Origin of the sequence: Anaerococcus octavius, from assembly GCF_900445265.1 — a bacterium.
Classification (GTDB): domain Bacteria; phylum Bacillota; class Clostridia; order Tissierellales; family Peptoniphilaceae; genus Anaerococcus; species Anaerococcus octavius.
In genome coordinates, this window is the sequence record NZ_UFTA01000002.1 from 1,331,994 (window position 1) to 1,355,745 (window position 23,752).

General features: G+C 31.0%; 26 protein-coding genes and 1 pseudogene. 1 reads left to right on the forward strand and 26 read right to left on the reverse strand.

From position 1 onward, the window contains the following. Window positions 1-7: 7 nt before the first annotated feature. The 9 genes from DY249_RS06450 to DY249_RS06490 all read right to left on the reverse strand — a co-directional run bounded on the left by DY249_RS06450 (window position 8) and on the right by DY249_RS06490 (window position 5,686). A complete protein-coding gene (locus tag DY249_RS06450; protein WP_115595586.1) occupies window positions 8-589 on the reverse strand; it encodes a hypothetical protein in 582 nt (193 codons plus the stop codon). Window positions 590-994: 405 nt separating this feature from the next. Further along, window positions 995-2,197 carry a tyrosine-type recombinase/integrase gene (locus DY249_RS06455; RefSeq protein WP_044566535.1) on the reverse strand — a complete coding sequence of 401 codons (1,203 nt, stop codon included), beginning with the start codon at window positions 2,195-2,197 and terminating at the stop codon, window positions 995-997. Then, complete coding sequence (locus tag DY249_RS06460; protein ID WP_245943548.1) at window positions 2,184-2,399, reverse strand: DUF3173 domain-containing protein; 216 nt, start codon at window positions 2,397-2,399, stop codon at window positions 2,184-2,186. The genes DY249_RS06455 and DY249_RS06460 overlap by 14 nt, the downstream gene beginning before the upstream one ends. Before the next feature lie 2 nt (window positions 2,400-2,401). Continuing rightward, entirely contained in the window at window positions 2,402-2,896 is a 495-nt protein-coding gene (locus DY249_RS06465) for a replication initiation factor domain-containing protein (RefSeq protein ID WP_101539463.1), read from the reverse strand. After that, window positions 2,893-3,090, reverse strand: coding sequence for a hypothetical protein (locus DY249_RS06470; RefSeq protein ID WP_101539464.1), 198 nt, complete (start codon window positions 3,088-3,090; stop codon window positions 2,893-2,895). Before DY249_RS06470 ends, DY249_RS06465 begins: the two co-directional genes overlap by 4 nt. Next, window positions 3,074-3,568 (reverse strand): protein-tyrosine phosphatase family protein, encoded by a 495-nt coding sequence (locus tag DY249_RS06475; RefSeq protein WP_101539465.1) that lies wholly within the window; start codon window positions 3,566-3,568, stop codon window positions 3,074-3,076. Before DY249_RS06475 ends, DY249_RS06470 begins: the two co-directional genes overlap by 17 nt. Before the next feature lie 84 nt (window positions 3,569-3,652). Then, entirely contained in the window at window positions 3,653-4,987 is a 1,335-nt protein-coding gene (locus DY249_RS06480; protein WP_115595587.1) for a helicase HerA domain-containing protein, read from the reverse strand. A gap of 3 nt (window positions 4,988-4,990) precedes the next feature. Beyond that, on the reverse strand, window positions 4,991-5,332 hold the full coding sequence (locus DY249_RS06485; protein WP_101539467.1) for a hypothetical protein: 342 nt from the start codon (window positions 5,330-5,332) through the stop codon (window positions 4,991-4,993). Then, window positions 5,333-5,686, reverse strand: a complete 354-nt coding sequence (locus tag DY249_RS06490) for a hypothetical protein (protein WP_101539468.1) — start codon at window positions 5,684-5,686, stop codon at window positions 5,333-5,335. 120 nt (window positions 5,687-5,806) lie between these two features. Between DY249_RS06490 and DY249_RS06495 the strand changes: the two genes are divergently transcribed. Next, window positions 5,807-6,832 (forward strand): hypothetical protein, encoded by a 1,026-nt coding sequence (locus DY249_RS06495; RefSeq protein ID WP_115595588.1) that lies wholly within the window; start codon window positions 5,807-5,809, stop codon window positions 6,830-6,832. Window positions 6,833-6,880: 48 nt separating this feature from the next. On the opposite strand, the pseudogene DY249_RS06500 reads toward DY249_RS06495, so the two are convergent. The 17 genes and pseudogenes from DY249_RS06500 to DY249_RS06580 all read right to left on the reverse strand — a co-directional run bounded on the left by DY249_RS06500 (window position 6,881) and on the right by DY249_RS06580 (window position 23,711). Further along, window positions 6,881-8,212 (reverse strand): annotated as a pseudogene (locus tag DY249_RS06500) (ISL3 family transposase). Window positions 8,213-8,444: 232 nt separating this feature from the next. Further along, window positions 8,445-10,085 (reverse strand): mercury(II) reductase, encoded by a 1,641-nt coding sequence (gene merA, locus DY249_RS06505; protein WP_115595589.1) that lies wholly within the window; start codon window positions 10,083-10,085, stop codon window positions 8,445-8,447. 24 nt (window positions 10,086-10,109) lie between these two features. Next, complete coding sequence (gene merR, locus DY249_RS06510; protein ID WP_115595590.1) at window positions 10,110-10,502, reverse strand: mercury resistance transcriptional regulator MerR; 393 nt, start codon at window positions 10,500-10,502, stop codon at window positions 10,110-10,112. Between the two features lie 257 nt (window positions 10,503-10,759). Further along, window positions 10,760-11,284, reverse strand: coding sequence for a restriction endonuclease subunit S (locus DY249_RS06515; protein WP_115595591.1), 525 nt, complete (start codon window positions 11,282-11,284; stop codon window positions 10,760-10,762). Between the two features lie 639 nt (window positions 11,285-11,923). Beyond that, window positions 11,924-13,456 carry a glutamine-hydrolyzing GMP synthase gene (gene guaA, locus DY249_RS06520; RefSeq protein WP_115595592.1) on the reverse strand — a complete coding sequence of 511 codons (1,533 nt, stop codon included), beginning with the start codon at window positions 13,454-13,456 and terminating at the stop codon, window positions 11,924-11,926. Between the two features lie 13 nt (window positions 13,457-13,469). After that, window positions 13,470-14,288 (reverse strand): pyruvate, water dikinase regulatory protein, encoded by an 819-nt coding sequence (locus tag DY249_RS06525; protein ID WP_115595593.1) that lies wholly within the window; start codon window positions 14,286-14,288, stop codon window positions 13,470-13,472. A gap of 9 nt (window positions 14,289-14,297) precedes the next feature. Beyond that, complete coding sequence (glyS, locus tag DY249_RS06530) at window positions 14,298-16,364, reverse strand: glycine--tRNA ligase subunit beta (protein WP_245943550.1); 2,067 nt, start codon at window positions 16,362-16,364, stop codon at window positions 14,298-14,300. Further along, on the reverse strand, window positions 16,354-17,235 hold the full coding sequence (glyQ, locus tag DY249_RS06535; RefSeq protein ID WP_101539485.1) for a glycine--tRNA ligase subunit alpha: 882 nt from the start codon (window positions 17,233-17,235) through the stop codon (window positions 16,354-16,356). Before glyQ ends, glyS begins: the two co-directional genes overlap by 11 nt. Before the next feature lies 1 nt (window position 17,236). Then, the gene (gene recO, locus DY249_RS06540) at window positions 17,237-18,004 is read right to left on the reverse strand and encodes a DNA repair protein RecO (protein ID WP_115595595.1); all 768 of its coding nucleotides are present in this window, start codon (window positions 18,002-18,004) and stop codon (window positions 17,237-17,239) included. After that, window positions 17,991-18,872, reverse strand: a complete 882-nt coding sequence (era, locus tag DY249_RS06545) for a GTPase Era (RefSeq protein WP_101539487.1) — start codon at window positions 18,870-18,872, stop codon at window positions 17,991-17,993. Before era ends, recO begins: the two co-directional genes overlap by 14 nt. Next, the gene (cdd, locus tag DY249_RS06550; protein ID WP_101539488.1) at window positions 18,869-19,270 is read right to left on the reverse strand and encodes a cytidine deaminase; all 402 of its coding nucleotides are present in this window, start codon (window positions 19,268-19,270) and stop codon (window positions 18,869-18,871) included. Before cdd ends, era begins: the two co-directional genes overlap by 4 nt. Then, window positions 19,267-20,112 (reverse strand): diacylglycerol kinase, encoded by an 846-nt coding sequence (locus DY249_RS06555; protein ID WP_115595596.1) that lies wholly within the window; start codon window positions 20,110-20,112, stop codon window positions 19,267-19,269. Before DY249_RS06555 ends, cdd begins: the two co-directional genes overlap by 4 nt. Continuing rightward, complete coding sequence (gene ybeY, locus DY249_RS06560; RefSeq protein ID WP_115595597.1) at window positions 20,105-20,554, reverse strand: rRNA maturation RNase YbeY; 450 nt, start codon at window positions 20,552-20,554, stop codon at window positions 20,105-20,107. Before ybeY ends, DY249_RS06555 begins: the two co-directional genes overlap by 8 nt. Before the next feature lie 9 nt (window positions 20,555-20,563). Then, entirely contained in the window at window positions 20,564-21,562 is a 999-nt protein-coding gene (locus DY249_RS06565) for a PhoH family protein (protein WP_425450984.1), read from the reverse strand. 37 nt (window positions 21,563-21,599) lie between these two features. Further along, window positions 21,600-22,148: a hypothetical protein gene (locus DY249_RS06570; protein WP_115595599.1), complete on the reverse strand. Its 549-nt coding sequence runs from the start codon at window positions 22,146-22,148 to the stop codon at window positions 21,600-21,602. Further along, window positions 22,141-23,088, reverse strand: a complete 948-nt coding sequence (gene floA / locus DY249_RS06575; protein ID WP_101539493.1) for a flotillin-like protein FloA — start codon at window positions 23,086-23,088, stop codon at window positions 22,141-22,143. Before floA ends, DY249_RS06570 begins: the two co-directional genes overlap by 8 nt. Further along, a complete protein-coding gene (locus tag DY249_RS06580; RefSeq protein ID WP_115595600.1) occupies window positions 23,085-23,711 on the reverse strand; it encodes an NfeD family protein in 627 nt (208 codons plus the stop codon). Before DY249_RS06580 ends, floA begins: the two co-directional genes overlap by 4 nt. Between the last annotated feature and the right edge of the window lie 41 nt (window positions 23,712-23,752).

A 23,752-nucleotide genomic window follows, 5' to 3' on the forward strand; every position in this document is an offset into this window, starting at 1 on the left:
ATGAAATCTAATTGCTATTTGGTAGGTAATTATCTATATCATTTATAAAGAAACTTAAAATATCACCTCTTTTAAGCCCCTTATTCTTCTGACCTAAATCTTTTCTAATTAAAAAAATTATATCTTCTAAAACAAAAAGATTATTTATAGAATTGCTATCAGAATTTAAGCTTGATGTTCGAATTTCAATCCATTTTCTAACCACTTCATCCGAACCCCATAAAGTTAATTTTTGAGAAAAACTTATTAAATCCTTTGTTATCTCTTTCTCAGATATCTTTCCATCTTTCTGTATCTGTTGTAATTTATATACCATTTCTATAAATTCCGAATAAGCTTCTTCTTTTTTCTCATATAAATATCTTTTAGTATTCTGTTTATACTCAATAATATTTGATATTACAATACCTAAAAGCGATAAAGTTCCTGTAATTAAAGCAACTACTATAACTGCTTCAGTGTTAGAGGCAAAGCTCCTAATCCAATAAAAAAATTTTATAATTAACTTAACTAAGAAATAAATACCTATACCTATAATTAATAATCCAAATAAAGTATTCAAAACATTTTTATAAGTTTTATTTTCCAAATTATTCTCCAAAATTTCTATTAAAATCTAATTAAAGATTTTAATTATTGCTTATAATATAAACCTCAATTAATAAGGCTATTGTCTTTTGTTCTTCTATAATACAAATTATAATTTTAAAATTAGATAATAGAATTTATAAATAATACAGTATCTTTTATTTCAAGTATGATACTATAAATATATTTAACTCTAAGTATTAATTATTTATACTAAAATGGTCAATGACAATCATTGACCATTATAACTTAATAAAATTAAATTTATATTTTTATATATTCTTAAATCTGAAATTTTTTGATCTATTCCCATTCAATCGTGCCATTATTATTATATCCCTTAAATTTCAACATTCCTACAATTAAATTTTGATCTTGGTAGGGTTTTGGTAGGGATCTGTGATTATTACATATTTATGGCTTGATTGCCTTTAAACTCTACCAATGATTTTTCAATTGTTTTATACTGAATTATATTAGTCATCTTATCAGCTAGATCTCTATCATTATTTGGCCATAAGTGACTATAATGCTTTAAAGTTATCTCTGGACTCGAATGTCCTAGCCTCTTACTAACCACTAATATATCTGCATTAAAATAATTAATAAGATAACTTACATGTGAGTGTCTTAAACCTTTAGCTTGTATTTGCTTGACATTTGCCAATTTGGAATGCCTATCTATAATTCTCTTGACTGTGTTTCTTCCTATTGGTCTATCGCAATAACTAATTACAAAGTTTTCTACACTATGATTTTTTTGATCTTTCTTCCAATTCTTTAAAATATTGATTGTAGAATCATCTAGTGATATAATTCTATTGCCAGAATCAGTTTTTGTGCGATTCTTAATTTCAAATTTTCGAGTGGATTTCAAATCTATGGTTGAATTTATTGTAAGGGTCTTGTCTTTAAAATTAACTTTATCCCATGTTAATGCTTGACCCTCACCCACTCGAATACCGGTGTTAAAATATATCCATAACATCACAAATCCCATATGTTCATAAAATGAATTTACGCAGAATGTAGATATAACTTTTTGAAACTCCTCTAGAGTCCAGTAAGGAACATTTATCTTTTCTTTTGGTATAGAGGATGTTTTTTTGCTTATATTCTCATATATAAATTCTAATGTTACAGCATAATCAAGTATTTGTCTGAATGAACAATAAATCATTGATGCATATGTCTTGCTATATCTTTCATTATTAATTAAATCAGCTTTAAATACTTCACAATTTCGTACCGTGATATCATCTATTTTTGTTAAATTGAAATAATCTTTAACTATTCCTATAACATGACTCTTAGTTTTGAATGTTGAAGCTTGTACTTTCGACTTATAATAAGGTAAGAAATATTTATCAATAAAATCATTTAATTGAATACCGCTTGCAAATACTCCTTGAGATTCATTAAATTTATTTTTCAATTTAACTACGTACTCATGGCATTCTCTAGCACTTTTAAATGACTTTCCATTATCATCTTTCCTACCTTTTTTCTGAATTCGCTTACCAGAAATATTGTTTACACCCAATTCTACTTGATAGTATATGACTCCTTTATTATCTTTATAAACACAAGGATATTTAGTTTTGCTCATTTTCTTCTCCCTTATTACTTATAACAAGGGGAACGCCAATAATTTTTTCAACAGATGACATAGGTACTGTACCTAGTCTACGATTATTATAGAATGGATATCCTTCTTTTACAAGATTTTTCTTAGCTTGTTGTATTATGGTTACAGCTTGATGCTCTTTAAAACCAATTTCAATCAATTCATTCTTGGTTACAAAATTCAATCTTAATCCTCCTTTCTCCATGGTAAACTCTGTTTTAAATAGCTATCTTTATGCTTTTTAATCCAAATAAGAACATCATTATTAGGAAAATAAAAACTATTATATTCATTCATCAAATAGTCTAAAAACTCCAAAACACATTCTTTACCATATATTTGTTCTATTTTATATAATAAAGAAAATAACCCACTATTATTTTTTATATAATCGATACTTTTTTCAAGATCATTATCTCGTGGAGATGGTAATTTTAAAATATAATTTATATTTTCCAATTCATTTATCATGAGTTTTGTAATTTTATGAGGCTTATTAGATTTTGTATAAAAAAACATATATCTAGATAGAATAGAGCATAGAATTATTTCTTTTAGTTGTTCATCTGTTTGACAGTTTTTTATTTGCTCGGTTAACTGATGTGCATAATCTCCAGAATATTCGACTTCTACCCTCACCCAGTCATCAACAACCTGTGCTATATGTCTGTAATACTTCAACTTAATTGCTCTTTCTTTTTATCATACATTCTAAATAGAGCGTTAGATTTTCTCTTTCTAGATCCTAAGTATATAGTTTCTGCATCAAACTGAACCGATATATCACTTAGTTTAGATGGATTTTTAGGATATTTTTTATTCTTATTATCCCTTACAATTTTATCGTATAGATTAAGTTTATTTGTATCTTCCATATCTTACCTCCGTTCTTCCATTTTCGATTGATTTCTTTAACTGGCTAATAGATATACCTTCGTTAATAAAATCAATACAATTATCAATCCTTGACAATCTATAATCATAAAAATCAACATCTAGCAATTTGAAGAATCTTCTAATGTTCATTGTCTCACCATATAAAGTTTCAAAATTTTTAACATAGGTTGTCCATGCAAACCCACTAAAATATACTATCACATACATCTTTGGCATATGATCATTATAGGCAATGTTAAAATAAAACAAAGAATTATTAACATTGAATCCTATATTATAACCTACTGGTAATGATTGATCTGACTCATTTATTTCTCCGAGAACTTCTCTTAACTTTGTTCTTTTAATAAAATCACTAATAATATTAGGAGCTACCTCTTCTCTCCATTCATCAAATTCAAATTTACACTTAGGTATCAACATAAGGGTAAACTGGTCTACATCTACATTTAACATATAATTAACTCCAATCGTTTAAATTTAAACATTATAACTTTATTAACTTAATTGTGGAGCGTAGCTATTAGATTACCTACGCTCCTAAGTCACTTCGGCGCTTCGCGCCTCAGTGACTTTACCTTTCAAAAACCTACAGAAAGGCGATACAAATAGTGATGGATTATCAGTACTTGCAATGTTAGGGTAAGAAAAGTATCCCATTCCAGGCTTCAAATTAAGTTTATTAAAATTAACAGATGGTGAAAACAACGTCCTATATGTTAAATCATCCGAATCACCTAATACAATCCTTGTTACCAATTGCTCAGTAATTTCTTTAGGGACTGTATCTGCAGTAAATCTTTGAAGTATAAGTACTAAAAAGAAACCTATCTGACGTCCCATAAAAACTATTTCATTAAGCATGGATTCTATCTTATCTCTTTGCTTCTTATCTAATAGTCTCCATGAAGCTCTCAGAGCGCCATATTCATCAATTATAAGAATCTTTGCAGGCATATTATTATCTTTATAATCTAGATTCCTATGGTTATCGAAAAATTCTTGCATATCAGATTGCCTTTGTTTCATATCATTATAAAATTTTTCTATCAACTCAATTGCTCCATCCTTATCAGAATAAAAACCCTCACCGAGTTCCCTCTTACCATATGATAATATGTCCGCCGATTTTGGATCTATAACATATATAGAATGATCTATTTTCTTATTTTTTAATTGTATTATCAATGATTGAACTAAGAAGCTTTTACCTCCCCCAGTTTGGGCTGCTATGCCCATATGATGTATAGGTAAAGTATCGTTATTAGACAGTCTATAACTATAGTCATCCTCAATTTCATTAGACCAGTGTATATAATCTTCCTCATTTGAGAATTCTATTTGTTCAAAATTCTTATGTGAAAATATCGTAAAAATATAATAATCACCTTCATTAGACATATATTGCTGAGTAACTTTGTATCCAGGAATAGCAGCATTAATTCTTATATCCTCAAGCTTTTTATCAAACTTAATAGAATTTTGTATTTTTATATAGCCCTTATCAAGATTATTAACATCATCAAAAGAAATTATTATTTCTGGAAGATAAATGATACTGGAGTTATCTCGTTTAATATAAAATTTACTATCTATAAGTTCTCTTCTGATTTTTCTTTCAAGTAAATAATGAGTTATTGCGTACTTGAATCCATTATTTAATTTATTTCTTAAGCTCCATCTAACAATGATAATAAAAAGTATAATTATTGATAAAACAAGAAATAAATTATATCTAATTACTCGTAAATACTTATGGAAATTGTACTGATAATACGCACCCCTATAGAATTCTCTAAATACAAAGAATATGAAAATATTCATTAAGATTAGGATAGAGGACGTTAGTCCTCTAATATATCTCCTTGTGTACATAGATTATTCAAAATCTATTTGACCCGCTGTTACAGAAAGTTGGTTCCTATAATCTCCATAAACCTTTCCTACAGGATCAGTTAATTTTATCTTCTGGAGTTTCTTATATTCTTTCTTAGGTCCTAGAATTTTAATATTTATACTTTCACCATCATTACCCCCTCTAGTTTCATCATCATATAAAGTTTTATCCTGAACTATAACGCATTTATAAATAGTTCCCTTTGGTGCTGATGGCTTACCACCAATATAATCAACCCAGTCACTGTCACCAACTATACGTATATCTTTACCAGATAAAAATTTTTCAATGTTAAAATTCATTAGCTTTGATAAGTTCTTCATTTAAATTTCCTCCAAATTACTTATAATTGATTCATTAGTCTTAATAGTAAATGATATTATTTCCTTTAACTTACTCTCAGTCATACAAGACGAAATGCCTCCATAAGAATAAGCAAATGTAATACTACTAATTATCTGCAAAACATTCAACTTTATTGAATTAATTAATCCATTTTTAAAATCATGTATATATGAAGCATTGATTTCCATAGGATAATCAAGGTTACAGTAAATTTCACTACATATATTAGAAAATGTATTCAATTTTATTTTTTCTTCTGTATACAATTTTGCTTTATTAATCAATAGATTGTAATCCAATGTTAATTTTTCGTTATTAAATTTTCTTTTCATTTTAGCTCCTATTTTGATATCAAAAATTTATTTATCATATGATATTTACATTATCGCACATTTGTGTTATGATTTCAGTAGTTAGTTTGAATTTAAAAATCATAACATTTAGGAGGTATAATGTATCCAAGCACACTAAAATTTTTATTTAATAACATGAGTAATAGAGTCAAATACAGAAGGAAAAATATAAATAAATATTTAAAAGATAACAATATACAATTAGATAGTGATAAAAAAAGGATTACACAAGAATATATAGATCCCAATCTAAGAAGCATAGTAAGCTTAATTGAAAACAATAATCCTTCAAGTAATAATGAATATCTAATTCCTTACGGTTTATTATGTACTTTAGTGGATAAATTAGAATTTAAAAATAATCAGGAGATTATTTGGGGAGAAGAAGACGAAATAATTTACTATGGTAAAAATATATTTAATTATATGATTAAAGATTGCATTCAAAAAAACTTAAATTCAGATATCAGCAATAATCAGAGAAATTTATTGATGAGTTCATTTCAGTACTGCTTACATCTAATAACTAACTACTACGTTAATTATTGTAAATTTTTACACGGTAATAAAGAATTTGACTTCATGAACTTTTATATCGATAGGTTTCTATCAGATTTTGAAGATGAATTTTTAATTGAGGCAATTATGATTTCTTACTATGATTTAGAAGAAGTGTTTATAGAAGAATTTATAGAATTTACCAATTCAGTAGATGATACTAAGTTTTTAGATAGAAAGATAGATAAGTTTTTTAATAATTTTCTATTGAATAAAACTGATATGTCTGATTATTATATATTTGATGGGCAATATTTCAACGATATTATCATCAATGGCTTAAAAAGATTTAACTCATATTATCTACATGAAAACACTAAAGTGGATTCTCCAGAGAAAATATTTGACGAAGAGGAGACTTATATTATACATAGGTATGAGAACTTTTTATATCAAAATGCTATATATATAGAAAATACAATGAAGCATTTATATATTTTATCATTAAAACAGAGTGAAAATATGCCAGAAATAAACTTACAAACATATTTAGATGAATTCGAGAACTATGAACTATATTTTGATAATCGAACCAGTAGCATAAATAATTCTTTTAAAAACTTGTAAAAATTACTAACTAAAAATGGGTATTCGGATTTCATGGTTGAAAAGGGCTTATAAATCACCCTTCTCCAAATTCTTAATAAGTGTGGAAAAATCGACACCAAAGTTGTCTGTAATGTCGTGATCATTCACTTCATACCAATTGAAAGTATCGTATAACATAGCTTTATTGAAAGCACTTGAATTAAATCGTGGCTTACGCTTTTTATGGAGCTTCTCATTGAAAAGGATTTTGGCTCGTAAGGCATCAAACGAGTAACCTCTACCCATTCGCTCTACCTGCCTAATAATGCTGTTAATTGACTCCGTATAAGCGTTAGTGAGCCTTTTATCAAAGTAGTTGAAGATTTCGACATGCCAGTTGTCTACGGCTCTCACGAGGTCTTTATATGCGTCTTTAGAGTTACTGGACATACAACGGTGTCTCCATTGACTATAACGAAGACGACCTTCATCTGGATCAGGAGTATCCCATATCCAGTAAAACTCTTCTTTGAGTTCATAGGCTTCTTTTAAAGCAGGAAGATTACCTAACCAAGTATCTAAGAGGAATGATTCACGTTCATTTAGATCGTGTTTACGCTTTAGAAGGATAAACCTTTCACGCATAAGGGTACGTCTTTCTTTTTGGCTCATATGGGCTTTCAAAGACTTTCTGACGTTATCTAAGGCTTGATTAGCCATTCTAACTACATGAAACTTATCTACGACAACTTTAGCGTGTGGAAGGATAGTGTTCACTGCGTCTTTGTAAGGCTTCTACATATCCATTGTGACGTACTCAATATAAGTCTTGTCACTGATTTCTGAAAGACGTTGGATGACTGTTTCCTTGTCACGGTTTGGCTTGATGTCATAAATAGTCCTGCGTTCAATATTAGTCAATACAAGCCGAGGTCTACGGATAATATGTATCTCGTCTATCCCAAGCCACTTAGGAGTTTCAAACTGGTATTCACGTTCTTTGAGTGCCACATAGTCCTTAAAAACGTTCCTAATAGTTTTCTCGTCAACACCAACGCTTTCTGCGACTTCTACAAAGGTCTTAGACATGGATTGCTCTTGAATGGACTTTAAAAGCCTTTTAGTCATACTACGCTTTTCATCTACAGATATTAGGCGTTCCCAGAAGGTAGATCCGCATTCACGACACTTGTATCGTCTACGGTTCAATTGTAAGCCCACTCGCTTTAAACGAATGGGCAAATCCATAATTAGTTGATTTCTTGAACTGTGTTTGTACAACTTGTCAAAACCACATTCAGGACAACGTTCAGGTGGTCCGACTGCTTCAACTTTAAACATCATATCGGTTTCATTTTCTTGTGGTGGTTCTATTGTTTTAATGTCTGGTAGGGATAATAAGTCTGACATATTGTTCATCCTTTATTACTCTGCGGTGTTAAGGTATCAATTATAGATTTGATGTCGAAATCATCAGTGTTAAATTATTTTTGTGACCACAAATGTACTTAGAAAATCCCTTAAAGCATTTATATAATGGGTGATCGCAAAATAGTGTATGAAATCTTTTGTAGACTTTGCTAAACTACTGCACACCTTTAGTACAGTATTAGCTGGTTCACTTGAATAGGGAGTTGTAAAAAAAGTTCCCTTAGCCTGCACAACAAGATAATTTCGAAACATCTTTATCGAACGTAAGTGCAGCTAATTTTAGCCCTTCAGCCATTGTTAAATATGGTGCTAGGGTTTCTGTTAAATCTTCTATCGTTAAGCCAAATTTAACAGCTAATGATGCTGCATAGATGACATCTCCTGCATTCTCAGATATAATATGAACCCCTAATACTTTTAGTGTTTCTGCATCTGCTACTAGTTTAAATACACCGGTTGTTTCACGGTTTACAATTGCTCTTGGAACAGCATCTAAAGGTAATACAGATGTCTTCACATCATACCCTTTCTCTTTTGCTTGTTCTTCTGTTAAACCAACCGTTGCAACCGTCGGATTCGTAAACGTAACAGCAGGAACTACCGATAAATCTATTTTTTTGTTTAATCCACCGATAGCATTATCAGTAATAATTCCACCTTCATAGGCTGCTACATATACAAATTGCGGTCCTAACGTCACATCTCCTGCTGCATAAATCTTTTCATTACTTGTTTGACCAAAATCATTGATCAGGATTTCATTATTTTTTCCAGTTTCAACACCTGCTGCACTTAAATTTAAAGAATCCGTATTTGGTTTTCTTCCAGTGGCAACAAGTAACTGATCTGATTCAATGACTTCTTTACTGCCATTTACTGTTATGTAAACCTTTTTTATCTCTCCACTTTGTTCAACACGCTCAAAAGTTGCCCCTTTGACAAGGTTTATACCCTGTTCAATTAACGCTTTTTCAACTGACTCTGAAATCTCAGGATCATACTCCTTTAAAAGTCGCTCACTTCTTTGCATAAGCGTTATTTCTGAACCTAAATGATGAAATAGTTGTCCAAGCTCCATTCCAATGTATCCTGAGCCAATTACAGTTAATCGTTTTGGTATTTTCTTTAACTCAAGAAGTGTTGTACTAGTTAAATAGTCCATTTTTTCAAGTCCTGAAATTTGGGGCAACGAAGGCGATGCACCTGTTGCAATTAAAAAGCGTTTTGCAGATAACTTTGCCCCATTGACCTCAACCGTACTAGCATCAACGAATTTTGCTTCACCTTTAATTAAATCAAAATTATATTCATCAATTAAATCCATATATTTTTGATTTCGAAGTTCGCTCACCAATTTATCCTTTTGCGTGATTAAACTAGCTAAATCCACTTCTCCAGCGGATGTTTGTAAACCTATAAACGGATTGTCTTTTGATAAATGATTGATTTCCCCTGCCCTAAGAAGAGTTTTTGACGGAACACAGCCAATATTCACACAGGTTCCCCCAACCGTTCCACGCTCAATCATTCCAACTTTTGCACCGTATTCTATAGCTTTAATTGCCGATGAAAAGGCAGCAGCACCAGAACCAATAATAAGAAGGTCATAATTGTCTTCATTACTTAACGCCACGATTTCTAGTGATGATACTTCTTCAATTTCTCTGGCTTTGTAATTTGCTTCATCAATCGCCTTTATTGCACTTTCAACCTCAATATCATTGGGTAGTTCAAATACTGCTTCACCACGACGAAAACTAGACTCAATATTTTTAGCACCTATCTTTTCAAGTGCTGATTCAACGTGTTTTTCACAACCCGCACAGGTCATTCCTTGAATGTTTACCTTAAATTTATTCATAATAAATCCCCTTTCGTTAATCTCTCATGTTAATGTTTCTATTATTGGACACGAATGTAATTGCTTTTCATCTGGACATCGTTGTTTTAAGTCGTCTAACATAGTTTCAATTCGTTTTAAATCCTCTATTTGTTTTTGAATTTCCATTTGTTTTTTAGAAACAAATTCGAACATATCTTGACAACGAACTTCATCTTTATCTACAACACCAAGTAATTTATAAATCTCGTTTAAAGAAAATCCAAGTTCCTGTATTCGTTTAATAAACCCAACACGCTTAACGTCATCATATGAATATATCCTATAACCAGCTTCCGTTCGGTGAGGTTCTTGTAGTAAATTTTTTCGCTCGTAATATCTAATCGTTTCTTTATTAACGCCACATTTTTCTGCAAACTCACTAATACGGTAAATCATCTTATTTCACCCCCATGAATATTATAAACCGTGTACCATAGTACGCGGTCAAGTAAATTGGACTATTTTATTTTTCTCCAACGTATCACTCGTATGTGATTGATGCTTTTATATAATACTATTGATTGTCCTAACATCCCACCAGAAAATCCAATTTAAACACCAGTTGTTTTTAAACTATTAAGAAAGTAATTCCACTATATATTCCGAAGACCCCTAAAAATAAACTCATATTAAAATACGAGTTTATTTTTTTATCATAATATTTCTGCCAATAGATCCCCGTACGGAAGTGAATCTATATAATTTTCCATAAATTCAAAATCTGGAATATATCCTTCTCTATGATATAATTTATCAATATTAATAACTGGGCCTAACTCATTTCCTTTAATTGGTAACTTTATTTTTATTTTATTAGAATCACCAACCCTACATTGTCGGCCATAATTCCATCTGAAATTCTCATTAAAGTTTATAACTGTTGCTATAAATAAACCAATTTTATAATTAAATTTAAATTTAGGATTAAAAATATTAATGTCACTTGAAGCACAATAATTTTCAGCTTGATAAAATACTGTGCAATTAATTTTTTCTGTAGTGATAGAATTCTTACTAAATTCTGGTTTTAAATCTATTCTGCTGTTTATTCCATTATTTTTATTTGAAGCTGTTATATACGGTGTAATTCCTTCTTGATAAGCATTCGAGTATAAATAATTTCCCGCCCTAATGTTAAATAAATCTTTAAAAAGGATAAAATCTTCCGATTTTTTCATTAAATATTCAAAATAGTTGAAAAATTTTTTCTGCGGTATTAATTTCATTTATCTGATTTATCCCTACGGATTATTTTAATTCAAATTTTTCCACTACACTACATTATGCTATTATTAGAATATTTTAATAGATCTAATGGTGTTCAATTATATCTAAATTTCATTTCATTACAAAATCTTCGGTTAAAATAATCCTACAATATAAAAAACTACTCTCTAATCTTTTAATTATAACGTGGATTATACGGCAAGAGTTAATTCAAAAATCTCCTTCATTCCACTTCATTTCATACAAAATAAAGCACTATGAGATAAAATATAACACGCTTTATTTATTATTCCATTACGTTTCATTACAGATATTTTTTCGGTTAACACTTGCCTACGACCTACAGATTATCTATATAAAGATAGGGCGCCCTTTGATATTTGACAAAATGAGTAGGCGATTATACTCATATTTGTAAAATAACAAAAGGCGCCATAGTTAAAATCTTCGATTTTTTCATTTTTATTTTGTAACCTAATTATTTGGCAGGGTTTTGGAAGGGAACTATATTAATTTTAACTTAATTTCATTAATTTATACTTTTAAAACCGTTGAAAATTGGAGTTCCCCATTCAAATTAAGTTAGTATATTATTCCCATTCAATAGTTCCAGGTGGTTTTGATGTAATATCATACACTACTCTACCAACTCCAGCAACTTCGTTTATCATTCTACTTGATAGTGTTTGTAGTAGTTCGAATGGTAATTCTGCTGCTTCTACACTCATTGCGTCTGTTGTTTCTACTGCTCTTATTGCAATGACGTTATCATATACTCTGGCATCACCTTTTACACCTACAGTTTTGATAGGGGTCCATACTGTGAAGTATTGCCAGATATCTTCATTTAACCCATGACTTTTTATTTCTTCTCTAAGTATTGCGTCTGTTTCTCGCACTGTCTCTAGTTTTTCTTCTGTAATATCTCCTATAACTCTTATGGCAAGACCTGGCCCTGGGAATGGTTGACGCCATACCATATCATGTGGTACTCCTATGGATTCACCTAGAGCTCTTACTTCGTCTTTGAAAAGATCTCTTAATGGCTCTACTAGGCCTTCGAAGAGCATATCTTCTGGCAAACCGCCTACGTTGTGGTGAGATTTTATCACGCTTGACTTATCTTTTCCTGATTCTATTACATCTGGATATATTGTTCCTTGAACTAGGTATTTTGCTTCTCCAAATTCTTTGGCTTCTCTTTCAAATACTTCTACAAAGTGGTTACCAATAATTTTTCTTTTTGTTTCTGGATCATCAACACCTTTTAGTTTTTCTAAAAATTCGGCACTTGCGTCTACTTTTTTGACTTTAAGTCCTAAATTTTTATAAGTTTCCATAACTTCATCTGCTTCGTTTTTACGTAGTAAACCATGATCTACAAAAATACATTGAAGATTATCTCCTATAGCTTTTGATACTATAGTTGCTGCTACAGATGAATCTACTCCGCCTGATAAGGCACATATCATTTTTTCCCCAGCGTACTTTTCTTTGATTTCTGCTATGATTTTATCTGCAAAGTCATCCATCTTCCATGTTTTTTTTGCATGGCAAATATCTATAACAAAGCTTTCTAGCATTTCTTTACCGTATTCTGAGTGGACTACTTCTGGGTGAAATTGTACTGCGTAGATATTTTTTTCTTTATTTTCCATACCTGCTACTGGACAGTTTAATGTCCAAGCAGTTTTCTTAAATCCATCTGCAAGTTTGCTTACTCTATCTCTATGATTCATCCAAATTGTAGATTCTTGTGGTAGGTTTTTAAATATTTCACTTTTGTTATCTACTAGTAATGGAGTCTTACCGTATTCTCCATTTTTTGGTGTTTCTATTTCTCCGCCATAGTAGTTATTAATATATTGTAAGCCATAGCAAATTCCTAGAATTGGCACTCCTAGTTCAAATATTTTGCTATCTGCTCTTAAAGAATTTTTATCATTTACTGATTGTGGTCCACCTGTAAGGATAATTCCAGCTAAATCTTCTAAGTCTAGGCTATCTATATCAACATCGCATGGATGAAGCTCTGCATACACCCCTAGTTCTCGCACTCTTCTTACGATAAGTTGATCGGTTTGTCCTCCAAAATTTAGGACAATAATTTTGTTTAAACTCATCTTCTCTCCCTTTTTATATTTCTTCATCAAATTTGGATTTATAGTATTCTACTATTTGTGTGGCTGTTTGCTCTATGGTATTGTTTGTTACGTCTATTACCTTGCAATCTAGGTCTTTATAGACTTCTTTTGCATATTCTAATTCTGTTTGGATACGATTTTTTCTAAAATATACAGATTCACCTATTAGTCCTAGTTCTTTCGAGCGATCCTGTCTAATATTTACTAGTTTTTCCGGATCAATTATTAATCCAATTATCCTATCTGGGTCTACTTCAAAAATTTCTTTTGGAAGTCTAGATTCTGGCACTAGTGGCAAATTGCTTACTTTGTAATTTTTTGTTGCAAGAATCATAGTAGTAGGAGTTTTGCTGGTTCTGCTTACTCCTAGTAAAACAATATCTGATTTTAAAAATCCTTTTGGATCTTTACCATCATCGTATTGGATAGCGAATTCTATGGCCTCAATCCTTCTAAAATAATCTTTAGAAAGAGCACGAGTTAGACCTACTTGCCTAACTGCTTTTTGGCCAGTAACTTTCTCAAAAGTATTTATACCTTCTTCTAGGATTGCTAGCACTTCTATATTTCTTTTTTCTGCTTTATTGCAAATGTCATCAGCCAAATCTTTATCAGCCATAGTTGGCACTATAACAGAATACTCAGGTACGCTTTCAAAAATCTCATCAATTTCTTCTTTTGTTGTAACATCTGGTCTTCTTTTTATCTTTGTTTTTAGATTAGGAAACTGGGTTGTAACTGACTTTAGATATGTTTGAGCGGTTTCCCCAGTAGAGTCGCTGATTATAACTATAGTTAATGCTTCATCCATACTTTTTCCTTATTTTACTATTTGATTTATATCAAATACTTTTTTAATTCTTTGTGATAAGTTATTTAGCATTGCTAGTCTATTATTTTTTACCGCTTCATCTTCTACATTTATCATAGTATTGTCTAAATAATCATTACCCACAATTGCAGTATCTGCTACATTTTTTAATTCTTGTTTATAATCTTCGCTAGATTGGAAAGCTCTATTTTCTATACTTGTTATTTGCTCATAGAATTTATTTTCTAGTTCGTTTTCTAATAAGTTGCTATCTATTTCAGTCAAATTATTTTCTTTAGCTAGATTATTTATCCTATTAAAATAGCTTAAGGCATCTTCATTTTCTTCTACGAATTCACTTGTAGCCTTAACTCTTTGATAAATCCTAAGAATATTTGCTTGCTCACTGTTTATTACAGAATTTACAATATCATATCTAAATTCATCATCAATTAACATATTTTTAAGTCTATCTTTGATAAATTCTATAGTTTTTGCCATAGTTTGATCATAGTCAAATGGCAGTTCATTTTCTTCTGTATAAACTATTAATGAGTCGTTTATTAAATCTTTTAGGTCTACGTCAATATTATTTTCTAATATTATATTAATAAGTCCTAAGGCTTGCCTACGTAAGCCAAATGGATCTTGGCTACCCGTTACATATTTTCCTATAGCATAGAGTCCTACTATAGAATCAATTTTATCAGCAATAGATAAAACTATACCTGTAATAGTTTTAGGAAGATCTCCACCTGCTGAAGTTGGCATATATTGTTCTTCTATAGCATTGGCTACTCTTTCATTTTCCTTAGAATTTAGGGCATAAATCTTACCCATAGTTCCTTGAAGTTCTGTAAATTCAATTACCATTTTAGTAACTAAATCTGCTTTTGAAAGATAGGCTGCACGTTTAAGATCTTCTTTTATATCCTCGCCTAGGTTTAATTCTTGTTGGTATTTTGCACTTAAATCAACTAATCTTTGAGTTTTTTGATACATAGATCCAAGACCTTCGAAAAATGTTAGATTTCTTAATTCTTCTACATATTCTTCTAAATCTTTCGCTGTATCAATTTCATAGAAGAACTTTGCATCTTCTAGTCTTGCTACTAAAACTTTTTTGTTACCTAAAACTACATTTTCTCCGTGATTATCATCACCATTTCTTACTAATAGAAAATATGGTAGTAAGTTTTCATTCTCATCTAAAACCGGGAAATATCTTTGGTGGTCTTTCATAGGAGTTATAATAACTTCTTTTGGTAATTCTAAATATTTTGTATCAATATCTCCAGCAAGAACAGTAGGGTATTCCACGATATTTATTACTTCATCAAGTAAGTCTTCATCGTGCATATATTCCCCACCTTTTTCCATATTAATTTTATTTAAGCCACGGATAATGGTATCACGACGGTCTTTGTAAGATAGGATTACATAGTTATCTCTTAGTAATTTTTCATAATTGTCTATTGAATCAATTACAATTTTATCTTCACCAAGAGTTCTGTGACCACGAGTTACATTTGAAACTGTAATGCCTTCTGCATCAAATTCTAATATCTTATCATCAAGGATAGAAACAAAGTATCTAATAGGTCTTGCCCAACGGATGGATTTACCACCCCAACGCATAGATCTTTTAAAATTTATTGATTTTACTAAATCATATACATTTTCCTTTAAAACTTGGGCAACTGATTTTGATTCTTCTTTTTTTTCTATATATACATAATCACTGCCATTGTAGTCTTTTATAACTACATCAGAAACTTCAGCCCCTTGACCTTTTAAAAATCCAAGAAGTGGCTTGTTTGGATTGCCATTTTCATCATAAGCTATGGCAGCACTTGGTCCTTTTACAGAGATAAGTGAATCGGAGTTACTAGCATTTATATTTTCTAAAAATACTGCAAATCTTCTAGGTGTCGATTCAACTCTAATCTCATCTACTGTTAGCTTGTTTTCATCAACTAATTTTTGAAATTTTTCTTTTAATTGATTTTTGGTTGCCTGAATATAATCTGAAGGTATCTCTTCTACACCGATTTCTAATAAGTATCTACTCATCATTATCCTTTCTTAGAAGAGGGTATCCTTGCTCTTCTCTTTTCGCTAAGTGTTTTTCAGCCACTCTTGAACTTACATCACGTACTCTTTTTATATAATGACTACGTTCTGATACAGAAATCGCACCTTTGGCGTCAAGAGTATTAAATGCGTGGCTAGTTTTTAAAACATTGTCATAGGCTGGGTAAACTAAGTCTAGGTCAATAAGTCTGTTTGCTTCTTTTTCGTAAACATCAAATAAGCTCATTAAAACTTCATTATCAGCATCTTCAAAAGAATATTTTGAGTTTTCATATTCTGCAAGTTTAAATACATCTCCATAAGTCAAATTTTCTGACCATTTGATATCATAAACATTGTCTACATCTTGAAGATACATACAAATTCTTTCAAGACCTATGGTTATTTCTCCACTTTCAATTTCACAGTTTATTCCTCCTACTTGTTGGAAGTAAGTAAATTGTGTGATTTCCATACCATCAAGCCAAACTTCCCAACCAAGCCCCCATGCTCCAAGAGTTGGTGATTCCCAGTTATCTTCTACAAAACGAATATCGTGCTCTTTGGGATTTATACCAATTCTTTCCAAGCATTTTAAATATAAATCTTGGATATTATCAGGACTTGGTTTTAATAAAACTTGTAACTGGTGGTGTTGGTATAGCCTATTTGGATTTTCTCCGTAACGACCATCTGCTGGACGGCGAGATGGCTCAACATATACAACAGACCATGGTTCTGGCCCCAAAGCTCTCAAAAAAGTGTGAGGATTCATAGTTCCAGCACCCTTTTCTGTATCATAAGAAAACATTACAGAACATCCCTGTTCTTTCCAGTAATCTTCTAAAGTTAGTATTAAATCTTCAAAATACATACTAATTCCTTTCATTAGTGTTTTTTAACACCCATTCTATAGATGAAAATCTATTAATCTCTAACTTATCTAGGGTGTAATCTATGATTAATCTTGTAATTTTACTATAATTTTTAGGTAAAATCAAATATTCTAAATCTTCCGATTTTGTATATAAGAGTGCCTTTAAATAGGCAAATTCTTCTTTGTTTAGATAAGTTTTATCTTTTATGATATATTTATCCTGCTCACAAATTAAAGAGGACTGACTTTGTGAAAATAAAACTTCATTACCACTTACTTTTTTACCGCAAACTCCGCAAGTACTCAAATTAGGTTTAAAACCTGAAAATGAAATGTATTTTAATAAAAATGCCAAAAAAATATTTATTTGATTACTACTTGCATTTTCAAAAGCTTCAAAAGTATTTTCAACTAATCTATATACAGTTTCTATTTGGATTTGATCGAGTGTTCTTAAAAGCAAATCAGCAATAGAAGACTTATATAAAATAATATCAAAGCTTTTATTGGATTTTGAGTAAGATTTTATAAGGCTAGCTTCTTTTATACCATAAAAATCTTTACCAGATCTGTAAAGGCTATAGGATGCTTTTACAAATCTTTGGGTGACTGATAAATTTTTACTTTTTTTGCCAGTAGCACCCTTGGCAATAATTGAAATCCTACCTAAATCTTTGGTAAATACTTCTATTATTTTACTTGTTTCTTTGTATTGAAACTCTCTTAGTACAAAGCCTGTTACATCTGAAAGATCATTTGTAGCCAAACCTATCCACCAATTTTTCTTTTTTACGCCAGTCTTTTTCAACTTTTACCCAAAGCTTTAAATTGACCTTGCTATCAAGAAATTTTTCTATTTCTTTTCGTGAGTCCATACCAATTTTTTTGACCATAGAGCCAGCCTTGCCAATTACAATTTCTTTATGAGAATTTTTTTCAACAATGATTGTAGCATCTATATCTATCAAGTTTTTATTTTCTCTTTGTTTAAAATTGTCTATGCGAACCGCAATACCATGTGGGACTTCTGCACTTAGGTTATTTAAAGCTTTTTCACGTATAATTTCAGAAACTATAAATCTTTCTGACTTATCGGTTATCATATCTCTATCATAATAGGCTGGACCTTCATCAAGCATTTCTTTAATTCTTTCTATATATTGATCGATATTATCATTTGCTAAAGCTGAAATCCCAATAATATCATCAAACATATCCATATCTTCATATTTTTGCTTGATTTGTTGGTACTCGTATTGATTTAATAAATCTATTTTATTTATTAGTAAAATTTTTGGAACGTTTATAACTTTTAGCATTTCAATTATTTTATTATCTAGTCTGCCTATTTCAAGAGAATTATCCACCACGAATGTAACAATATCAGATTCTTTTAATGACTCTTCACTAAATTCAAAAAGTTTTTCTTGAAGCTTATTTTGTGGTGTTTGTATGCCTGGTGTGTCGATAAATATTATCTGGCTGTCGTTATCATTATATATTATTTGTATTTTATCTCTGGTAGTTTGGGGTTTATTGGAAATAATAGAAATTTTTTCTTTTAAAATCTTTTCCATTAAAGTTGATTTCCCAACATTAGCCCTGCCAACTACTGATATAAATCCTGATTTCATCTATTTTCTAAATCCTTATTTGAAAAACTGTGAGGTAATAAATCTTCTATAGTAAATATTTGATAGTCATCTATACTGTTTGCTATTATAATCTTGGTTTTATCATCGGCAAATTCTCTTATAAATTGCCTGCATACCCCACAAGGGAAAGTATCATGGCTATCGCCAGTGATTACTATGTATAAAAACTCTCTTTCTCCCTCACTTATTGCAGAGCTCAATGCTGATCGTTCAGCACAAAGGCTTGGAGAATATGCTGCATTTTCAATATTTACTCCCTTATAAATAGCTCCTGATTTTGTTTTTACTACGCAGGAGACCTTGAAATTTGAATAAGGAGAATAGGAGTTATTTTTATTTTTTAAAGCTATATCAATTAAATATTCTATCTCATTCATGAAAATATCCCAAATATGGCCATTGCCATGGACATTCCAAGTATGGCTCCTCTAATTATTTCTGGTATGGAATGGATATTAGCCTCATATCTACTTTCTGCAACTATTAAAGCCAGTAACAAAAATAGTAACTTTACTAAAGGCTCATCACTTAACATAATGCCAATAGTTGCTATACAAAAAGAAAGTGATGTATGACCACTCACAAAGCCACCCTTAAAGGCTGTACCGTGACCTTCATAAAATACACCTTTTAAAAATATTGTAACTACGATTACTAAGGAAATGGTAGTAACTGTTAAATGCGATGGTTGCCTGGTTATTCTAACAATTACTGAATTATAAATATCGATAAATTTATCAAAAAATATCAAGTAGGCCACAAAAAGAGCATTCAAGGCTGAAATAAATACAGCCGCTGCAGCCAAGTCTTTACTAGCTTTAGCAAATGGAGAATACTTGCCCCCACTAGCTAAGTTTACAGCTTGTTCCAAGGATGTATTTAATAACTCAAATCCCAAAACAAAGCAAACTGCAAATACTAAGGTAATCATTTCTACCCTAGATAAGTTAAAAAACAAGGAAGCTACTAATAGTATTGCTAGAGCTAGCATATGAAACTTCATATTTTTCTCATGATTTATTGCCCATACTAAACCTTCATAGGCATAATCAAAGCCTTTTAAAAATTTTTGTCCATAAGAAAGCTCTTCTTTTTCAAAGTTTCGGTCATTTAGTTTTTTCCTGGCCTTTTCTTTACGTTCTTCCTCTTTTTTCCATTCTTCTAGAATTTCTTTTTTTATTTCTGCTTTGAGGACTTCTTTCTCATTGTTTTCAGTCATTTTTAAAGACTCCAAGTATCTTCATAACTTCTTTTTCGCGAGCTCTCATCTGAGATTTTTCATCATCTTCCATATGGTCATATCCTAGTAAATGAAGCATAGAATGAGCTGTAAGGTACATTATTTCTCGATCTATGGAATGTCCAAAATCTTTTGCTTGCTCTCTTGCTACATCCATGCATATTACAATATCTCCAAGCATAGTATCCACACCTTCTATAAAAAAGTCCTCATCCATAGGAAAAGATAGGACATCAGTTGGCCTATCTACATTCCTAAATTCTTTATTAAGCTTGTGAATCTCATCTTTATTTACAAAAGTAACGGAAACTTCGTAGTCAAAAGACAGTCCTTCTGTTTCTAGGACTGTTTTTACAACGCTTTTTAATTTATCATCCATATCAATTTTTTGATCTGTTTGATTTGCTATTATGAGATTCATACATGTTCCTTAGTCTTCTTTATTTTTTTCTTTTGCTTTTCTATCAGCTTCTTTTCTAGCATCTTCTTTATCATATGCATCTATTATTCTTTGAACAAGCGGATGCCTTACTACATCTATTGATGAGAAATTTTGAAATCCTATACCATTAACATTTTTTAAAATACGCTCAGCAGTTTTTAGACCGCTATTTTTGCCACGTGGCAAATCTACTTGAGTTTTATCTCCAGTAATAATAGCCTTTGACCCATAACCTAAACGGGTTAGGAACATCTTCATTTGTTCACTTGTTGTATTTTGTGCCTCATCTAGGATTACAAAGGCATTATCTAAAGTACGACCTCTCATATAAGCTAAAGGAGCTACTTCTATCATTCCTTTTTCTACTAGGCCTTGGTAGGTTTCAAAACCTAATATTTCAAAAAGCCCGTCGTATAAAGGACGCAAATATGGATCTACTTTGTCTTGTAAATCGCCCGGTAAAAATCCTAAGCTTTCCCCAGCTTCTACCGCAGGACGAGTTAGGATAATCCTATTTACCTCACCTTGCTTAAAGGCTCTAACTGCCATAGCAACAGCTAGATAAGTTTTACCTGTACCTGCAGGTCCAATACCAAAAACCACATCATTATTTTTTATCTTTTCAATGTAAGATTGTTGACCTAAGGTTTTTGGTTTGATTGGTTTTCCAGTGGCAGCGGTGATTATGGCATCATCTAAAGCTTGTTTTATCACATCTTTATTTTCACGTTCTAGCATATCTGCGTAGTATTTTATTTTTTGAAATTCAAGGCTGTCGTTTTTATCAATTTCATTTAAAAGTTCAATAATAAGCTCTTTGGCAAACTCTGTATTTACTCCTTCGCCGCTCACTTCAAGACCGTCTTCTTTTACTTTTATTTTTGTATTAAAACGTTCTTCTATATATTTTCTATTTTTATCAAAGTTTCCAAATAAAATTCTTATATTATTTGGATTTTCAATTTGTATAGTTCTATTAATATCAATCCCTCCGATTGTTTTTTGTGTATTTATTATACCTTTTTTATATTTTTTTTCTTTTAGCCAAAGGAGGGGCTAGGATCTCTGACATAATAATGGCTCTTCTAAAGCTTTCTTTGTTTTTTAATGTGTTTTTATAAGAGGAAATTTGTTCATGTTTTTCAGCTTTTTTTGCATTTTTCCTCTTATAATTAACATCATTTTTATATTCTTTTTTTTGTCTTTTTTCTCTAAGTTCTTTCGACTTTTTTTCTTGAAGTCTTCTTCTTAAATCTGAATTTACTGGGTCACCTTCATCTCCCATTATAGGTTTACCTTCAATACTTCCTCTAGAACTTGCCTTTCCTTCATGAGATCTACTATCTATTTGACTTATATTTTTAGAATTAGATCTTTGAGGTATTTCTTTAACATCTTTATTATCAGAAAATTTTCCGAAAGCTTTCTTATCTGAGTTTGATTCATAGGTAGTTTTCGAATTTTTTTCTTGCTGTTCTTCTTCCATATTTTCAATATTCTGCAAAGTTTCATTTGCCCATTGTTCAAATGACTTATACTTATTAATATTTTTTTGCTTTTTATTTCTAAACATCAAAATCACCAGCATCTACATCCGATAAGCTTTCGCGCATTTTTGTATCTGCATTGATGTTTTTCATATTGTAATAGTCCATTATACCTAGATTTCCACTTTCAAAGGCATCTGCGATTGCTTCTGGAATTCTTGCTTCTGCTTCTACTACTTTTGCTTTGTTTTCTTGTTCTAGTGCTATAGCTTGAGCACGACGTTCTTCTGCCTTAGCTTGGGCAATATTTTTATCTGCTTCTGCTTGGTCACGTTGAAGTTCTGCCCCAACATTTCGTCCAACATCTACATCAGCTATATCTATTGATAATATTTCATAAGCTGTTCCAGAATCTAAACCTTTAAGTAAAACAGTTTGGGAAATGTTGTCTGGATTTTCTAAAACTTGGGCATGGGAATCGGCAGAACCTACAGTTGTTACAATACCTTCACCAACGCGGGCAATAATTGTTTCTTCGCCTGCACCTCCTACTAAGCGATCGATATTTGCCCTTACTGTAACCTTTGCAATTACTTTTACTTCAATACCGTTTTTAGCAACTGCTGCTATAACTGGTGTGTTGATCACTTTGGGTGTTACAGAAACTTGGACTGCTTCAAATACATTACGCCCAGCAAGATCTATTGCTGCTGCTTGTTCAAATGTTAATTCTATATTAGCTCTTTCTGCTGCTATTAAGGCATCTACAACCTGATTTATATTACCTCCTGCAAGATAATGGCTTTCTAAATCTTCAGTTCTAATTTCAAGACCTGCTTGATGAGATTTTATAAGAGCATTTACTATTAAACTAGGATTTAGTCTTCTAAATCTCATTGCTACAAGGGATCCCATAGATATATTAACGCCAGAAAATCTTGCTGTTATCCAAAGACCTACTGGAACCATGGTGAAAAATACTATTAAAACTATTATTACTATTGCTGGTACTATAAAATTACTCATTTGATCTCCTTTACAATTATATGACCATCTTTTATGTCATTCACTGAAACTTTCCTATCCTTTTGTATAAAATCACTTTCGGATTTTGCATCATATGTTCTCCCATCAATCTCAATTTTTCCAGTTGGTCTTAGGATTGTTTTGCTAATTCCTAACTTGCCGATTAAGTCACTGTGGCTAATCTTGCTATTGTAGCCTCTAGTTGACGAGTTTGTATTTGTTAAAATCATCCTATCAAATAAAGACCTATCAAAACCTAGTTTTACATAAATAGTAACAGTAAGTACTATAGCTAGAGCACTTACTATTAATACTAATATGCCCATTTGGTTATCAGAAAAACTATCCATTACAGAATATATAGTAAGGATTACCCCAGCTATGCCTATTACTCCAAAGCTTGGAATAAAAATCTCAAGAGCTAGCAAGGTAATACCCATTACAAAGGTTATTATGGTCATATTATCAGCTACATTGTAAATGGTATTTTGATAATAAAAAAACCCAAATAATAATAGTGATAGTATCCCAAAAAAGACCTTTTTATCTGTAAAAAGAATCGAGATTACAGAAATAACTGCCAGCACAAAGCTTAAGGCAATTATAATATCGTTCGCAAGCATAATTCCCGCCTTTCTTTTTCCCAACTCAATTATCTAATAAA

Coding starts and splice junctions, on each gene's coding strand:
- DY249_RS06455 (WP_044566535.1), bottom strand. CDS start 2,197: ATGAGCAAAACTAAATATCCTTGTGTTTATAAAGATAATAAAGGAGTC.
- DY249_RS06495 (WP_115595588.1), top strand. CDS start 5,807: ATGTATCCAAGCACACTAAAATTTTTATTTAATAACATGAGTAATAGA.
- DY249_RS06475 (WP_101539465.1), bottom strand. CDS start 3,568: ATGTTAAATGTAGATGTAGACCAGTTTACCCTTATGTTGATACCTAAG.
- glyQ (WP_101539485.1), bottom strand. CDS start 17,235: ATGTATTTTGAAGATTTAATACTAACTTTAGAAGATTACTGGAAAGAA.
- DY249_RS06470 (WP_101539464.1), bottom strand. CDS start 3,090: ATGGAAGATACAAATAAACTTAATCTATACGATAAAATTGTAAGGGAT.
- ybeY (WP_115595597.1), bottom strand. CDS start 20,554: ATGAATCTCATAATAGCAAATCAAACAGATCAAAAAATTGATATGGAT.
- merR (WP_115595590.1), bottom strand. CDS start 10,502: ATGATTTACCGTATTAGTGAGTTTGCAGAAAAATGTGGCGTTAATAAA.
- DY249_RS06490 (WP_101539468.1), bottom strand. CDS start 5,686: ATGAAAAGAAAATTTAATAACGAAAAATTAACATTGGATTACAATCTA.
- DY249_RS06525 (WP_115595593.1), bottom strand. CDS start 14,288: ATGGATGAAGCATTAACTATAGTTATAATCAGCGACTCTACTGGGGAA.
- DY249_RS06485 (WP_101539467.1), bottom strand. CDS start 5,332: ATGAAGAACTTATCAAAGCTAATGAATTTTAACATTGAAAAATTTTTA.
- era (WP_101539487.1), bottom strand. CDS start 18,872: ATGAAATCAGGATTTATATCAGTAGTTGGCAGGGCTAATGTTGGGAAA.
- DY249_RS06580 (WP_115595600.1), bottom strand. CDS start 23,711: ATGCTTGCGAACGATATTATAATTGCCTTAAGCTTTGTGCTGGCAGTT.
- guaA (WP_115595592.1), bottom strand. CDS start 13,456: ATGAGTTTAAACAAAATTATTGTCCTAAATTTTGGAGGACAAACCGAT.
- floA (WP_101539493.1), bottom strand. CDS start 23,088: ATGAGTAATTTTATAGTACCAGCAATAGTAATAATAGTTTTAATAGTA.
- cdd (WP_101539488.1), bottom strand. CDS start 19,270: ATGAATGAGATAGAATATTTAATTGATATAGCTTTAAAAAATAAAAAT.
- DY249_RS06570 (WP_115595599.1), bottom strand. CDS start 22,148: ATGTTTAGAAATAAAAAGCAAAAAAATATTAATAAGTATAAGTCATTT.
- merA (WP_115595589.1), bottom strand. CDS start 10,085: ATGAATAAATTTAAGGTAAACATTCAAGGAATGACCTGTGCGGGTTGT.
- DY249_RS06555 (WP_115595596.1), bottom strand. CDS start 20,112: ATGACTGAAAACAATGAGAAAGAAGTCCTCAAAGCAGAAATAAAAAAA.
- DY249_RS06480 (WP_115595587.1), bottom strand. CDS start 4,987: ATGTACACAAGGAGATATATTAGAGGACTAACGTCCTCTATCCTAATC.
- glyS (WP_245943550.1), bottom strand. CDS start 16,364: ATGATGAGTAGATACTTATTAGAAATCGGTGTAGAAGAGATACCTTCA.
- DY249_RS06515 (WP_115595591.1), bottom strand. CDS start 11,284: ATGAAAAAATCGGAAGATTTTATCCTTTTTAAAGATTTATTTAACATT.